This window comes from Variovorax sp. SRS16, assembly GCF_901827165.1.
In the GTDB taxonomy this organism is placed as follows: domain Bacteria; phylum Pseudomonadota; class Gammaproteobacteria; order Burkholderiales; family Burkholderiaceae_C; genus Variovorax.
Map to the genome: position 1 here is coordinate 2608319 of NZ_LR594666.1, position 14262 is coordinate 2622580.

Below are 14262 nucleotides of genomic sequence, written 5' to 3' on the forward strand. Positions count from 1 at the left end.
AAGCGCCCTGCACAGCGGCTGTGCAGACCGCACAACGCCGGCTTCGCGATGCCATCGTGTCGCGTTCGAATCAATCCGGGCCGTGGTGCTCATTGAGCAGCGAATCTCTAGCGCTTGTTGTCAACAAAGAGACCGACAAAGCGCGCGCTGCCGGTCGCCAGACTCATCACACCACTCGGTCTAAGGCTTCGGCAGTCGTCGCGCTGTACGCGTATCCCGCCGCTGTTGGCTAGAGCAGGGTGATTGCTCAGATCGACTGACCAACACAGACTTCCTGAATCATCGCCGATGGGTCGGTGATGGTGGGCCTGTCACTGCGGCCGTCTGCCAGGGAGTGCAGGATGCGCGGCCATACCGAGCCGGTGACGGGCGAGGTCGGAGCTTCTCGAGCAGCGCCTCCTTGACTTCATCGAGTTGCTGCGCAAAGACGTCATAGGTATCGCTGCTTGTTCCGAGCCGCTCCGCGGCGGCCCGAAGGATGCGGCCGAAGATCTCTTCGATGGCTGCGCACTCCGGGTCATGGAAATGCGCCGTGGCTGTGACGCCGTCGTAGCTGATCCGCATCTGCACGCCGCTCAGCCGGTTCTCGCTTGCGCGCCGCCGCAGGTTGTCGTTGGCCGAGATGTCGACGTCGGCCAGTCGGTGGACGATCACGCTTCTTTCATCCACTCTCTGCACCAGATAGCAGCCGCTCGAGATCACAGGCCCCGTGTAGCTGCCGTTCTCGCGCGGCGTGTTGAGCTCGATGCCGGCACCCCAGTGCGCCTGGGCGTCCTGTCGCAGGGTGTACGGCAGCTGACTGACCTCATGCAGACGGCGTCTGAGGCCGTTCTGCGTGCGCGCCTCATGCACGCGCGACGCGTCCTTCTTTGAGTCCACTTCATCCTCCCTTTTTATTGCCAATAAGTAGCAATAAGAATGCCGTACATAGATATCTCGGACGCCATGATATAGCAATTGGTGCGACATCCACAAGCTATTTGAGCGTTCACTACGTCAGTCAAATTGAAGCCATATATGACCTGAATTTTGCTATTTAGAAAAATAATTACTTATGATTTGCAACGATACAGAGTGCAAGCAGATGTCAAAATTCAGGAAGCCAGTCTCGGGCAGAAAAACAGCCAGTACTTCATGCGCGACCGCGGCTTCATCAATTGGCTTTGACGAATACACATATGACGAAGATCCGAGTTTTGATTGCAGACGATCACCCCTTGATCATTGAAGGTCTGACCACCGTCCTGTCGCGCCACGACATTGATGTAATAGCCACGGCAACATCTGCGGAGGAAGTTGCGGAAAGCTACGCGGCCACTTCACCGGATGTGGCAGTGCTCGATGTGCGCTTCGGCGGAAAAATATCCGGCCTCGATGTCGCAAGAGAAATTCTGGATTCAGCACCTCAAGCGCGTGTACTGCTCTACAGCCAGTTCGACCAAGTGGAACTTCTCAGAGAGGCCTACCGAATTGGCACCTTGGGCTTCGTGACCAAAAGCACCGCGCCGAATGTCTTAGCCGACGCAATTCGACAAGTCCAAGCAGGCAAGACCTTTTTCCTGCCCGAGATCGCGGAGCGTCTTGCCTTGGCCGGTGTCCGCGGCGACGAATCGCCCGCGAACAAGCTGGATGCCCGCGAGTTCGAAGTCTTCCGTCGGATGGCTACAGGTCAAACCAATGCAGAGATTGCCGAAGCAATGGCGCTCTCATCAAAGACCATCAGCACGACCAGCCAGTCCATCAAAGACAAATTGGATGTCTCGCGCCCGGCCGACATCACCTTGCTCGCGGTCAGGCACCAACTGATCCATCCGTGAGATGCTCGCGCCTCATCTTTTATTGGCGTTGGCCATCGCGGCCGTGTGGCTGCCACCAGTTCCTCTTCTCGGGCGTGCTCGCATCCCGCCCTGGGTAGCGCTGTTTCTGGCTGCGCTTTCGCTTGCCGCCTGCGACGGCATCGTCACCACGACTGCATGGCTTGCCGTCGGCCTCCTGATTGCTCTGCTGACCGGCGCTTCCGCAGCGTCGAGAACGGACCACCCCGTCATCAAGGCCGTTTTCGAGACTGCATCCATCGTGATGCTGTTCGGCTTTGCGATACAACTCTTCCCCGGCTTCGTCGGAACGACCGTGATCAGTACTGTCCGGCTCAGCGCTGATGCAGTGCCGATGCGATTGATCGCTCGCTTCGACGTCGGCATGGCAGCGCTCCTTCTGTTGGTGCTCTACTGCACGCGGATCACTTCACTGATCGAGCTGCGCGTCGTTGCTTTGCCGACCTCGGTCGTTGCCGTCCTCACGACCGTTGCTGTCGTCAGCGCGGCACTGATTGCCGGATATATACGCTTCGAACCGAAGTGGCCATCGTTTGCACTCGCGTATCTTGGCAAGACCTTGCTCCTCACCGCGGTCGTGGAGGAGGCCTTTTTCTGCGGTGTCCTGCAAGAACGGTTGGCGCGGTCATCGTTCTTCAACGCCAGTCGCTTCCGAAGCGCAATGCCTGTTGTCATTTCAGCGGCGCTTTTTGGCCTCGCACACCTGCCAGGAGGCTGGACACTGGCGGCATTGGCGTCGCTCGCCGGGTTTGGCTATGCGTTGGCCTACGCCCTGACGGAAAGGATCGAAGCACCTATCGCCGTCCACTTTCTAGTCAACGCAACACACTTCATCGCCTTCACGTACCCCCAACTTGCTGTCACACAATGAAGAGTCATGTCCTTGCCTTGGTGAGCGCCTTGCTCGCGAGCGCGGCCCACAGTTCCGAAATCGCTGCCACGGACATTGAAGCGCCTGGCGACAATGTGACCGCCATCATCACGCCGACACGCTTGAAGCAACCGCTGCAGGATGTGCCGGCAAGCGTTACCGTCATCTCTGCCGAGATGTTGCGCCGCTACGCGATCACCAATGTGCCAGATGCCCTGCGCCTCGTGCCGGGAATGGCGGTCACCCGGAATACCGGGAGTAGCTACACCATCAACTACCACGGAACGAACTCTCGCAGCGGGCGGCGGATGAACGTGTTGATCGATGGAATCTCCGTGTACCAACCGGGCCTCTCGGAAATCGACTGGGCGCAACTGCCCATCGCCATCGAGGACATTGAACGCATCGAGGTCACGCGCTCCCCCAACTCGGCCACCTATGGACCGAATTCGATGCTGGCGACAATCAACATCATCACGAAGGATTCCAGCGACACCCCCACGGGCCAAGCCAGTATGGGGTCAGGATCGAATCGCCAGCGGCATGTCTATGGCCGGGTTTCCGGAACATTCGGAGACACAACGGCCTACCTGTCGATGAGCAGGGATAGCGACACAGGCTACAGCACCATAAGCAACGCCCCAGGGCCGCACGACAGCACAGCCGTGAGCCGGCTTCTGCTTCGATCGAAAACCGCGATCGATGCGGCCACGACGCTGACCCTGCAGGCCGCCTATTCAGCAGGAACGAGCGAGGTGCCGTTGACAAGCACCTACGAGGAATTCCCCGACAAGGATCTGCGCAACTACAGTCTCGGGGCGACATTGACGAAACGACTTTCGGACAGGCATGAGTTGCAGGTACGTGCTTCGTATGCGCAGTTCAGCACCACACAGGAGTGGGCGACCTGCTTTCCCAAGGCGACCTACCTGCCGCAGCTCTTCGACCTGTACACGCTCAACCCCAGCTACGCCAACACGCTGCTCACCGGCCGCATTCCCAGCGGCGGGACGCCGCTGGACAACGCGCAGGCCCTGCAGGCAGCACAATCCATACGTGCACTCGGCTCGACCGCGCTCCAACCCTTCTGCGGCGTGACGAATGCGAATGTCCGGCAGTCGCGAAGCGAATTCGAACTCCAGGACACCTACGTCGCCTCGGGCCAGCTGCGGATCATCGCCGGTGGCGGCGGGAGAGTGCAGAAGGCTGACAGCCAGACCTATCTCGGCGGCTCCGTGTCCGACACGCTCTTCTACGGCTTCGCCACAGCCGAGTACAAGCCGTCGGTCGATTGGACCATCAACCTCGGGGGCTACGTTGAAGACGATCGACTATCGGCAACAACCTTCGCACCGCGTGCTGCGCTGAACTACCACGTCAGCCCAAATCAAACGCTGCGCTTCGTTGTCTCGAAAGGCATCAGAACGCCCGACATCATGGAGCAGCGCGGAGACATCTCCTACACACTGAAGCCCTACGTCGTTTCGCCCGGGCTGTCGAGTACGCCTCGCTTCTATCAGAACTCTCAATCCGTTGGCAGCTTGGAGGCCGAGAGAATCGTGTCGCGAGAAATTGGCTACATGCTCAATCTTCCTGAACGCGGATTGATGCTGGATGTGAAGGCATTCAGCGATCAGTTGCGTGACCTCATTTCACAACCCGTCACTGTCACGAGTTTCCGGCCGAACAATGACAACTCAGTCAACATTTCTGGCATTGAGGCGAAGCTCAACTACAAGTTTTCGCCTGATCTATCGGGCTTTGCTAACTACGCCTATTTGCGCAACCAGGGAGCAACTGACCCCATCGAAGCGGGGCAGTATTCACGCAACAGCGGCGCCATCGGACTCTCTCGCGACCTCGCCGGTGGACTTCAGTTGACCAGCGCCTACTACGGAGCGTCAGGGAACAGCTTGGGCCTCAACGAATACGGCCGGCTGGACCTCATTCTCACGAAGACCTTCTTTGCCGCGCAGCACAAGATCGAGGGCAGGATCCGTCTCAGCCGATTGAACAATCCCACGACGAGCTACTACCGCGGGACTGGTTTTTCTTTGGGTAGCAGCTCCTACGGCGACAGGCTACAGGCGTACGCCGACATCCGATTGTTCTTCTGACGCGATGACCGAGGGCTCTCTTCGAATCTCGCGGCGTGCAGCCCTATCGCTTGTCGGGGGAACGTTTCTCGCTCTTTCGATACCAGCTTCGCGAGCAGAGGTTCGGGCGATCGTGGAGTCGGCGTCCAATGCCACCTCACCAATTCTTGACGCGCTCAAGCAGCGGTTTCCAGGCATTCCGGCCGGTCCGGGAGCTTCCCTGCCCGCATCACGTCCATCGAATGCCATATACCTTGCGATCGGTCCGGCAGCGTTGCGGGCTGCGCTGGTGGCTCGCGTCACGGAACCACTTCTTGCTCTATTCGCGTCGCGGCAGTCTTTCGAAGCTGTGCTGAAGGAAGCGCAGAAATATTCAGGCATGAAGGTATCGGCTATCTACGCCGAGGCATCGCCTGACGCCCAATTCGAACTCATCGCAGCGATCTATCAGCGCCGCGTGTCAGTCGGCGTCATGTTGAGCGAGTTCGGTGCGTCCCTTGCGTCCACACTTGAGCGAGCGGCAGAAAAATCCAGGCTCGATTTGCTCTTGTATCGCGTTGAACGCTCAGGCAATGTTGTTCGGGCGCTTGCAGCACTCTCGGACGCGGCGGCGGTCCTTGCAATTCCTGATCCCGCCATCTTTTCTTCGGACAACCTGCGAGGGATCCTTGAATCCACGTATCGACGCGGCCAGGCTGTCATCGGTTTTACTCCTGCTCTCGTCAACGCCGGCATCCTTGCAACGGCCTACGCCACGGTCGAGGACGTGCTTGACCAGTTGCCGCAGATCCTTTCGGAATTCGAACAGGGGCGAATCCCGGAGCCTCGGTATCCGTCCTACTGGCGTGTCTCCATCAATGAGTCCGTGGCGAGAAGCCTCAATCTCGTACTTTCCGACGAGGTCAAAGCTCTCGCCCGAAAGAAAGGCCGGTCATGAAGCCGATCCGACGCTTGGACCGCGGCTTGAGCATGGCCACGGTCTTGCTCGTGGTCGCAATCGCTCCGACCGTCGTGATGCTCACTGCCATCAGCTTGGCCCTCTACGTCTCGCGTTCGAACGAGATCCGTTCCGATCTTGCAGAACGTGGGGCACTGACAACTGCTGCGCTTGCTGAGACCAGCACTTATGGCGTGGTCTCAGGCAACGTCGAGGCTTTGCGCGGCATCATGCAAGGCCTTCTCACGGCGGATCGCAGCATTGCTCGCGCGGAAGTGCTGGATGACCAGCGCCGCCCGTTGGCCACGGCCGAATCGTCTAACCCGCGCTCCACTGCTCCGATTTCCTTCGAGCGTCCGATCCGAGCGCACACGATGGCGGTCGACGTGTTCGCCGACCTGAACAACCCTCACTTGTCGCTGCCTGCAGCGCCAAGCGCTGCAGGCAGCGAGGGCCGCATCTTGGGCTACGCCAGGATTTCCATGTCGCTGGAGTCACTTGTCGAGGCCAAGTGGCGATACCTTCGCCTCACTTCGCTCGTGCTGCTTGTGGCCGCTGTCGTCGGCCTGCTTTTTGCCTTGACCTTGATTCATCGCCTCCACAAGCCGCTCGCATCGGTTGTCGATGCGCTTCGACACATCCGCAATGGGAAATACGAGATATCCGTTGGGCTTTCGGCCAAGGGTGAAATGGGAGAGCTTCAAGACACCGTCGTGGAGGTTGCGCAGGCGCTGCGTGCAACAACTTCCGGCCTCGAGGCGACGGTCGCGCAACGAACCATTCAATTGCGTGAAGCCGTCGATCTGGCAAACCGCTCGAATAAAGAGAAGCGCGAATTGATCGTTGAAAGCAATCGTCGTCTCGAGGAGGAGCGTCGCCGAATCGCTCTTGAGATTCATGACAGCATGAATTCCGCGTTGATCGTGGTACGCCTCAAGGCTCAGCATATCGAGCACCTCGCGGCCATCGGCGTTCTGAGCGAAGGTGCGAAAGACATCCGCCAGTGTGCGAAGGATATCGCCGGCAGCGTGGAAGTGCTGTATGCCTCAGCGCGAGCTATCGCCAAGCAGCTGCGCCCCGAGGTCATTGACATGCTCGGCTTGCTCGGAGCGCTGGCCGAGCTGATCCGCAGCTATGACGAAATCCATCCCGATTGCCGATTCGTGCTCGCCGCGCCGCGCGCGCTCCCAGAGCTGCACGGCGACGATGCAATCACCGCTTACCGGCTGGTGCAGGAATCTCTGTCGAATGTCGTCAAACATTCAAATGCGACCTCGGTGCATGTCGACGTGAAGTGGCAAGCTCATCGTTCGGCTATCGTCATGAAGATCATCGACAACGGTGTTGGATTCGACCCAGACGCATCGCCCGAAGGAGGACTTGGGTTGATCGGTATGCGTGAACGCGTGCTGGGCGTCGGCGGCACCATGGATCTTCAGGCGGCCAAAGGCAGCGGCACGAGCGTCACGTTCGTTGTACCGACTCGGATGGTCTTTATGAAGTTGCGCCACCGCGCCTCGGCATGAAGGCAGTCTCGCCCGGGCGCCCATCGAGATGCAGCGCCGCCGTTGCGCCGGGCGTTTCCGACACCAACCGGCCACGGCGAAACACCTTGAGCCGCGTCGCCCGCAGCCGGATCGCCTCGACCGGGTCGCGCGCCTGCAGCAGCACGAAGCTCGCGTTGCAGCCGGCTTCGAGCCCATAGCCTTCGAGGTGCATCAGCTTCGCGGCGTTGGTGGTGACGGCATCGAAGCACTGGCGGATGCCGTCCTGGCTGGTCATCTGCGCGACGTGCAGGCCCATGTGCGCGACCTCCAGCATGTCGGCCGAGCCCATGCCGTACCACGGGTCCATCACGCAATCGTGGCCGAAGGCGACGTTGACGCCGTGCGCCATCAGCTCGGGCACGCGCGTCATGCCGCGGCGCTTGGGGTAGCTGTCGTGCCGGCCTTGCAGCGTGATGTTGATCAGGGGATTGGCGATCACGCTCACGCCGCTTTCGGCGATCAAGGGCATAAGCTTGCTCGCGTAGTAGTTGTCCATCGAATGCATCGAGGTGCAGTGCGAACCCGTGACGCGGCCCTGCAGGCCGAGTCGCTGCGCCTCGAAGGCCAGTGTCTCGATGTGGCGAGACAGCGGATCGTCCGATTCGTCGCAGTGCATGTCGACCGGCAGGCCGCGTTCGGCCGCGAGCTCGCACAGCAGTTTCACGCTGGCGGCGCCGTCGGCCATCGTGCGTTCGAAATGCGGAATGCCGCCGACCACGTCCACGCCCTTGTCGAGCGCGCGCTTCAGGTTGTCGACGCCGCCGGGCGTTCGCAGCACGCCGTCCTGCGGGAACGCGACCAGCTGCAAGTCGAGGTAGGGCGCCACGCGGCGGCGGACTTCGAGCAGCGCATCGACCGCGAGCAGGCTGGGGTCGCTGGTGTCGACGTGGCTGCGGATCGCCAGCAGGCCGCGGGCCACGGCCCAGTCGCAGTAGGCCAGTGCGCGCTCGATCAGCGCCTCGGCCGTGAGCAGCGGCTTGAGCTCGCCCCACAGCGCGATGCCTTCGAGCAGCGTGCCGCTCCGGTTGACGCGGGGCATGCCGTGGCTGAGCGTGGCATCCATGTGGAAGTGCGGGTCGACGAAATGCGGCGCGACGAGCAGGCCCTGCGCATCGAGCTTCTCGTGCGCTGGCGCGTCCAGCCCGGGCGTGACTTCGGCGATGCGGCCGTCCTGCACCGCGATCGAGATGCCGGTGCGGCCATCGGGCAGGCTGGCGTGGGTGACGAGAAGATCGAGCATGAAAGCGATTCTGCCGCCGTCGCTGGGTTCGGGCTCAGACCGCCGCGGCGGCGGCCTCGACCTGCTTGAGGCGGCGGGCCATGCGGCCGATGAAGTTCTGCGTCACCGCGGGCAGGTCGCGATGGGCGGGCACCACGATGCCGACCTTGAGGTCGCGCAGCGCGGGCAGCTCGAAAGGCCGCCACACCAGCTCGCCGCGGCCGAGTTCGCCAATGAAGGCGGTCTTCGAGAAGAAGGAGATGCCGAGCCGGGCCATGAGCAGCCGCTTGACCGTCGGCGTCCAGTTGCAGGTGGCGGTGAATTCGAGCTGATCCCAGAAGTCGCCGAACTCCGGGCACATCGAGCTGCTGATCGGCGGCTGGCCGAGCGAGCGCAGGAAGGGCTGGCCCACGCATTCGGCCAGGCTGATGGATTCGCGCGTGGCCAGCGGATGGCCGGGCGGCATCATCACGCCCAGCGGCAGGTTCACCGTCGCGGCGGTCTTGACGCCGGGCGGCAGGCGGCTGACGAAAGTCACGGCGGCATCGGCCTGGCCCGACAGCACCATCGCGGGCGCATCCATCGGCGCGACCGAGGTGAGGGTGTAGGTGACGGCGGGGAAGAGCTCGGCGAACTCCTCGACCGCCGCGGGCAGCACGTCCTCGAACATCGAATCCATCGCCACGATCTTGATGTGGCCGGTGTGCTCGCCCTTGAGCGCATGCAGGTCGGCGCGCGTGACCTGGAAGTCGTGCAGCGTCTCCTGCACATGCTTGAGCAGGCGTTCGCCGGCGGTGTTGAGGCGCATGCCGCCGGGCAGGCGATCGAACAGTTCGAGGCCGAGTTCCTCCTCGAGCTTGAGGATCTGCCGGTTGACCGCGCTGGAGGCGACGAACAGGTTCTCCGAGGCCTTGCGGACCGAGCCGCAACGGGCCACTTCCAGGAAATACTTCAGAACGCTGGCGTGCATGGCGCGGAGTCTCCGGTGAGCCGCTGCACGTGATCAAGGCGGTGTTCGAGCGACCGGCCAGGCAACGACCACCGGATGATCGCAGACCCGCTTCGCCGCGTCGCAGGCGCCGCCCGGCGCGCCGAGGCCGGACACCTGCGGCTCGAAGAATTCCTTGTTGATCGCGAGGAAGTTCGCCTGGTCGGACGGCAGCCGGCGGTCCTCGTAAATCGCCTGCACCGGACAGGCCGATATGCAGACGCCGCAGTCGATGCATTCGTCCGGATGGATGTAGAGCGTGCGTTCGCCCTCGTAGATGCAGTCGACCGGGCAGCACAGCACGCAGGCGCCGTCCTTGACGTCGATGCAGGCGGAGCCGATGACGTGGGTCATGGGAGCAACCGGGCCCGTGGCGCGCGGTGGGATGGCTTGGGCTTGTTCCCTCTCCCTCTGGGAGAGGGCAGGGTGAGGGGATGGGTCTTAGCATCGTTGCGACCCGGTCCATCGCCCGGTGCCCTCACCCCAGCCCTCTCCCAGAGGGAGAGGGAGCAAGTCATCGGCAGCGCATGCATGGGTCGACTACCGTCCCAGCCACTGCGGCTTGCGCTTCTGCTGGAACGCCAGTACGCCTTCGTCGGCGTCCTGCGATTGCAGTGCCGCCATGACGGCCGGCAGCCGCACGGCCTGCGCGTCGGTGGGCGAGAGCGTCGAGGTGCGGCGCACCACCTGCTTGATGGCGCGCAGCGACAGGGGCGCGCAGGCCAGGATCTGATCGACCCAGCGCTGAACGGCCGCGTCGAGCTCGGCGCGCGGGACCACTTCGTTGACGAGACCGAGTTCGAGCGCACGCCGCGCGCTCACGCGCTGGCCCGTGAACAGAATCCCCATGGCTTGGCGAAACGGGATCTGCCGCTGCAACAGCGTCATGCCGCCGTCCAGCGGCATCCGGCCTACCAGCGGCTCCGGCAGGCCGAAGCTCGCCTCTTCGCAGGCCACGACGATGTCGCAGCCCAGCACCATCTCGAAGCCGCCGCCGAGCGCGAGGCCGTTGACGCGCGCGATCACCGGCACGTCCAGCGTCTCGCGCAGCGCGATGCCACCGAAGCCACCTTCGCGCGCGGCCGCCCAGTACTCGACGCCCTTGACCGAGGGGTTCTTGAGGTCGGCACCGGCGCAGAAGGCGCGCTCGCCTTCGCCGCTCAGCACCACCACGCGCACGTCGTCGCGCTGCTCGATGTCCTTCCAGATGCGCTGCAGTTCGGCCTCGGTCGCGAGGTCCACCGCATTCATCACCGCGGGCCGGTCGATGGTGACGCGGGCGACGTGCGCCTCGACGGCGTAGCGCACCGTCATGCCGCAGCTCCCGCCAGCAGCGCCCGCGCCTGCGCGAGCACCTCCTGCGTGTGCTCGCCGAGCCGGGGCGGCTCGCGGTGGATGCCGGTGGCTGCGCCCGACATCCGGATCGGGCTGGCGACAAAGCGCAGGGCACGCCCGTCGGCCGCTGCGCCCTCGAGGATCATCTCGTTGTGCAACGTCTGCGGATCGACCAGCGCCTCGCGCATGTCGCGCACCGGCGCCGACAGCAGGTCCTGCGCTTCGAGCCGCGCCAGCCAGTGGTCGCGCGTGTCGCTGGCGAAGCGGCTGCGAAGGATGCCGTGCAGCTCCGCCTTGTGAGCGAACTGCTGTTCGAGGTTGGAGAAGCGCGCTTCCTGCGACAGGTCGGGCAGGTCGAGTGCCGCGCAGATGTCGCGCAGCGGATTGGCCTTGAAGGCGCCGACCAGCACCAGCGGCCCGGTGGTGGTCTGGAACACGCCCGACAGCGGCATCGCGGCCCAGTTCACTTCCGAGTCGGCCATCATGATCATGGCCGCTTCCTGCATCTGCATCGCCAGCATGGAGTTGTAGAGCGACACCGCGATCTTCTGGCCTTCGCCCGTGCGCTCGCGCTGCAGCAGCGCGAACAGGATGCCCTGCACCAGGTGCATGCCCGCGGTGTAGTCGGCCAGCGCGGTCGGGTAGATCGACACCGGGATGTCGTCGTCGGCGCGGCGCGCCATCACGCCCGTCATGGCCTGGGCCAGCACGTCCTGGCCGCCCTTGTGCGCATAGGGGCCGGTCTCGCCGAAGCCGGTGCCGATCGCGTAGACGATGCGCGGGTTCAACTGCCGGCATTCCTCGTAGCTCAGGCCGAGTCGCTCCATGACACCCGCGCGGAAGTTGCTCACCACCACGTCGGCGTCGGCGATCAGCGCCTTCACGAGGTCCATCTGCGCCGCGTCGCGCAGGTCGATCTCGACGCTGCGCTTGTTGCGGTTCAGGCTGCAGAAGATCGGGTTGTCGTGCCCGGCCACCGGCGCGAAGGTCGAGCGGCTGAGGTCGCCCGCGCCCTTGCGCTCGATCTTGATCACGTCGGCGCCGTGGTCGGCCAGCATCTGCGTGCAGACCGGGCCCATCATCACCTGCGTGAAGTCGATCACGCGGACGCCGGCGAGCGGCAGCTTCGTGGTGTCATGGGTGTTCATGCCGTGACCTCGCGTTGCGCGGCCAATGCCAGCGGCGGCACATCCGCGTTGGGTCCGCCCTGGTCGCCCGGATCGGCGCCCTGCGCACGCAGCGTGCGCTGCAACGCGGCGACGTCGACATCGCGCACCGCGACACCGGCATCGAGCGCCAGCGCGGCGGCCACGCCCGCGGCCTCGCCCATCGCCATGCAGGGTGGGATCTCGCGCGAGATCTTCTGCGCCGCCGACGTGGCGGAATAGTGGCGGCCGGCGACCAGCAGGTTGTCGACGCTGCGCGGCACCAGCGTGCGGTAGGGGTAGTAGTAGTCGCGGCCGCGCGCGATGCTGTCGGCGAAGCGCGCGCGATGCATCACGTCGTCCTTGGTCATCACGTACTCGCCTTCGAGCAGTCGTGTCTGGCGCACGCCGGTCTGCGGCGCGAGGTCGACCACGAAGCAGTTGCGAAAGCCCGGCAGCCTGGCGCGGATCACGCTCACCGCCTCGTGGATCGCCTTGCGGCCGTTGACCTCGGCGCGCGTGAGATCGTCGACCTTGAGCCCGTCCAGCCCCGGCATGTGCGGGCAGTTGCACCAGACCACGCCAGGCAGCGGCGTCTTCAGCCACCACTGCGCCCAGCTGCCGCCGAGCAGGCGCTTGATCTCGCGGTCGATCTCCTCGAAGGCGGCGGGCTCTTCGCGTTCGAAGCGCTCGGCCTCGTCGGTGTCGACGCCGCCGAGGCGGAACACGGTGGTCATGATGTAGCTGCCGCCGACGTGCGGCGCGCCGGCCGAGGCGGCCACGTCGAGGTCGCCGGTGGTGTCGATCACCACGCCGCCGAGGATCGCCTCGCGTCCCTGTTTGGTGTCGCAGATCACGCCCTTCACCTTGCCGTCCTCCACCAGCGTGCGCGAGAACCACGAATGCAGCCGCAGCTCGATGCCGAGCTCCTTGACCTTCTCCATCGAGACCCGCTTCCACGCGTCGGGATCGAAGGCGGCGGCGAAGCAGATCGGGTGCGGCTTCTCCTTGCTGTGGAAATCGAAGGTGCCCCAGCGCAGCCACTTGTCGATGCTGGCCGGTGCGCTGCCCCATTCATGGCTCTTCGGAAAGGCCGCGAGGCCGAGCGCCGCCATGCGGTCGATCATCTCCATGCAGGTGCCGCGCACCGAGATCTCGCGCAGGTGGCTGTCCCACATGTCGTCGAGCACCAGCACCATGCCGCCCGAGGCCAGGCCGCCGAGATGGTTGTAGCGCTCCAGCAGCGTGACGCGGGCACCGTTGCGTGCGGCGCCGTAGGCCGCCGCAAGGCCGGCCGGGCCGCCGCCCACCACCACCACGTCGGCTTCGGCCGCCACGCGCACGTCGTGCGCGGGCTCCTGAATCCAGTCTCCGATTCGGCTCATGACCAACTCCTTTGCATCTCTCGTTCGCGATTGCTGGACCCCAGCGGCCTCAATGCGCGTCTTCCGGTTGCCAGCGGATGATCCAGCGCTCCGCCAGGACGACGAGCAGGAAGAAGAATCCCGAGAGGCTGGCGCTCATCAGGATCGCTGCATAGAGCAGCGCCGAATCGAAATTGAAGGTGGCCTGGATGATCATGGCGCCGACGCCGACATTGGCACCGACCCATTCGCCGACCACCGCGCCGATCACCGCCATCGAGGCCGCGATGCGCAGCGCCGAGAACAGGAAGGGCAGGGCGTTGAACAGGCGCAGGCGAAAGAAGATCTCGGTCTTGCTGGCCGACAGCACGCGCATCAATTCCATCGCCTGCGGATTGACCGATTCCAGCCCGCGCACCGTGTTCACCAGCGTCGGGAAGAAGCACACCAGCGCCGCGATCGTGATCTTGGGCTCCATGTCGTTGCCCATGATCAGCACCAGGATCGGCGCCTTGGCGACCACCGGGATCGCGTTGAACATCAGCACCACCGGAAAGAAGATCTCCTGCAGCGTCTTGTTGTGCACGAAGACGGTCGCGATCAGGATCGCCGCGAGGTTGCCGAGCAGGAAGCCGCCGCCCGCTTCGATGGCGGTCGGGATCAGGTTGCTCAGCAGCACGTCGCGCTTGGTCCAGAGCGTGTCCACCACCACCCAGGGCGAGGGCGCGACGAAGGGCTTGACGCCGAACCAGACGACGATGGCCCACCAGCCGAGGATCAGGCCGACGATGCCCAGCGCCGGCAGGATGCGGCTGCGCCACAGGCGGCGACGCCGCTGCACCGCCCAGGCGGCGTATTCCGGATCGGCGGCCGGCGCGGTCGATGGAACCGGATGAAGGGCTGTGGCGCTCATGGTCGATTCCTC

General features: G+C 63.8%; 13 protein-coding genes. 5 read left to right on the forward strand and 8 right to left on the reverse strand.

The genetic code is table 11. The features are described 5' to 3' along the window. Nucleotides 1-279: 279 nt before the first annotated feature. Nucleotides 280-852 (reverse strand): hypothetical protein, encoded by a 573-nt coding sequence (locus E5P2_RS12625; protein ID WP_162567504.1) that lies wholly within the window; start codon nt 850-852, stop codon nt 280-282. Nucleotides 853-1178: 326 nt separating this feature from the next. Between E5P2_RS12625 and E5P2_RS12630 the strand changes: the two genes are divergently transcribed. The 5 genes from E5P2_RS12630 (at nt 1179) to E5P2_RS12650 (ending at nt 7265) form a co-directional block, all read left to right on the forward strand. Further along, nucleotides 1179-1817 (forward strand): response regulator transcription factor, encoded by a 639-nt coding sequence (locus tag E5P2_RS12630; RefSeq protein ID WP_162567505.1) that lies wholly within the window; start codon nt 1179-1181, stop codon nt 1815-1817. 1 nt (nt 1818) lies between these two features. Beyond that, on the forward strand, nt 1819-2706 hold the full coding sequence (locus E5P2_RS12635) for a CPBP family intramembrane glutamic endopeptidase (protein ID WP_162567506.1): 888 nt from the start codon (nt 1819-1821) through the stop codon (nt 2704-2706). Then, complete coding sequence (locus E5P2_RS12640) at nt 2703-4823, forward strand: TonB-dependent receptor plug domain-containing protein (RefSeq protein WP_162567507.1); 2121 nt, start codon at nt 2703-2705, stop codon at nt 4821-4823. Before E5P2_RS12635 ends, E5P2_RS12640 begins: the two co-directional genes overlap by 4 nt. A 112-nt stretch (nt 4824-4935) precedes the next feature. Next, the gene (locus E5P2_RS12645) at nt 4936-5739 is read left to right on the forward strand and encodes a hypothetical protein (protein ID WP_162567508.1); all 804 of its coding nucleotides are present in this window, start codon (nt 4936-4938) and stop codon (nt 5737-5739) included. Next, nucleotides 5736-7265 (forward strand): ATP-binding protein, encoded by a 1530-nt coding sequence (locus E5P2_RS12650; protein ID WP_162567509.1) that lies wholly within the window; start codon nt 5736-5738, stop codon nt 7263-7265. Before E5P2_RS12645 ends, E5P2_RS12650 begins: the two co-directional genes overlap by 4 nt. Here E5P2_RS12650 and E5P2_RS12655 read toward each other — a convergent pair. The 7 genes from E5P2_RS12655 to E5P2_RS12685 form a co-directional block, all read right to left on the reverse strand. After that, nucleotides 7234-8526, reverse strand: a complete 1293-nt coding sequence (locus E5P2_RS12655; RefSeq protein ID WP_162567510.1) for an amidohydrolase family protein — start codon at nt 8524-8526, stop codon at nt 7234-7236. The genes E5P2_RS12650 and E5P2_RS12655 overlap by 32 nt on opposite strands. Before the next feature lie 34 nt (nt 8527-8560). After that, nucleotides 8561-9475, reverse strand: a complete 915-nt coding sequence (locus E5P2_RS12660) for a LysR family transcriptional regulator (protein ID WP_162567511.1) — start codon at nt 9473-9475, stop codon at nt 8561-8563. Between the two features lie 33 nt (nt 9476-9508). Further along, nucleotides 9509-9847, reverse strand: coding sequence for a ferredoxin (gene fdxA / locus E5P2_RS12665; protein WP_162567512.1), 339 nt, complete (start codon nt 9845-9847; stop codon nt 9509-9511). A gap of 186 nt (nt 9848-10033) precedes the next feature. Then, nucleotides 10034-10807: an enoyl-CoA hydratase-related protein gene (locus E5P2_RS12670; protein ID WP_162567513.1), complete on the reverse strand. Its 774-nt coding sequence runs from the start codon at nt 10805-10807 to the stop codon at nt 10034-10036. Continuing rightward, entirely contained in the window at nt 10804-11976 is a 1173-nt protein-coding gene (locus tag E5P2_RS12675) for a CaiB/BaiF CoA transferase family protein (RefSeq protein WP_162567514.1), read from the reverse strand. The genes E5P2_RS12670 and E5P2_RS12675 overlap by 4 nt, the downstream gene beginning before the upstream one ends. Continuing rightward, complete coding sequence (locus tag E5P2_RS12680; protein ID WP_162567515.1) at nt 11973-13358, reverse strand: FAD-dependent oxidoreductase; 1386 nt, start codon at nt 13356-13358, stop codon at nt 11973-11975. The genes E5P2_RS12675 and E5P2_RS12680 overlap by 4 nt, the downstream gene beginning before the upstream one ends. A gap of 49 nt (nt 13359-13407) precedes the next feature. Further along, nucleotides 13408-14250 (reverse strand): ABC transporter permease, encoded by an 843-nt coding sequence (locus tag E5P2_RS12685; RefSeq protein WP_162567516.1) that lies wholly within the window; start codon nt 14248-14250, stop codon nt 13408-13410. Between the last annotated feature and the right edge of the window lie 12 nt (nt 14251-14262).

Bases quoted from the DNA above. Each gene is read 5' to 3' on its own strand.
- E5P2_RS12670 (WP_162567513.1), bottom strand. From the start codon at position 10,807: ATGACGGTGCGCTACGCCGTCGAGGCGCACGTCGCCCGCGTCACCATC.
- E5P2_RS12655 (WP_162567510.1), bottom strand. From the start codon at position 8,526: ATGCTCGATCTTCTCGTCACCCACGCCAGCCTGCCCGATGGCCGCACC.
- E5P2_RS12650 (WP_162567509.1), top strand. From the start codon at position 5,736: ATGAAGCCGATCCGACGCTTGGACCGCGGCTTGAGCATGGCCACGGTC.
- E5P2_RS12660 (WP_162567511.1), bottom strand. From the start codon at position 9,475: ATGCACGCCAGCGTTCTGAAGTATTTCCTGGAAGTGGCCCGTTGCGGC.
- fdxA (WP_162567512.1), bottom strand. From the start codon at position 9,847: ATGACCCACGTCATCGGCTCCGCCTGCATCGACGTCAAGGACGGCGCC.
- E5P2_RS12680 (WP_162567515.1), bottom strand. From the start codon at position 13,358: ATGAGCCGAATCGGAGACTGGATTCAGGAGCCCGCGCACGACGTGCGC.
- E5P2_RS12635 (WP_162567506.1), top strand. From the start codon at position 1,819: ATGCTCGCGCCTCATCTTTTATTGGCGTTGGCCATCGCGGCCGTGTGG.
- E5P2_RS12685 (WP_162567516.1), bottom strand. From the start codon at position 14,250: ATGAGCGCCACAGCCCTTCATCCGGTTCCATCGACCGCGCCGGCCGCC.
- E5P2_RS12675 (WP_162567514.1), bottom strand. From the start codon at position 11,976: ATGAACACCCATGACACCACGAAGCTGCCGCTCGCCGGCGTCCGCGTG.
- E5P2_RS12640 (WP_162567507.1), top strand. From the start codon at position 2,703: ATGAAGAGTCATGTCCTTGCCTTGGTGAGCGCCTTGCTCGCGAGCGCG.
- E5P2_RS12630 (WP_162567505.1), top strand. From the start codon at position 1,179: ATGACGAAGATCCGAGTTTTGATTGCAGACGATCACCCCTTGATCATT.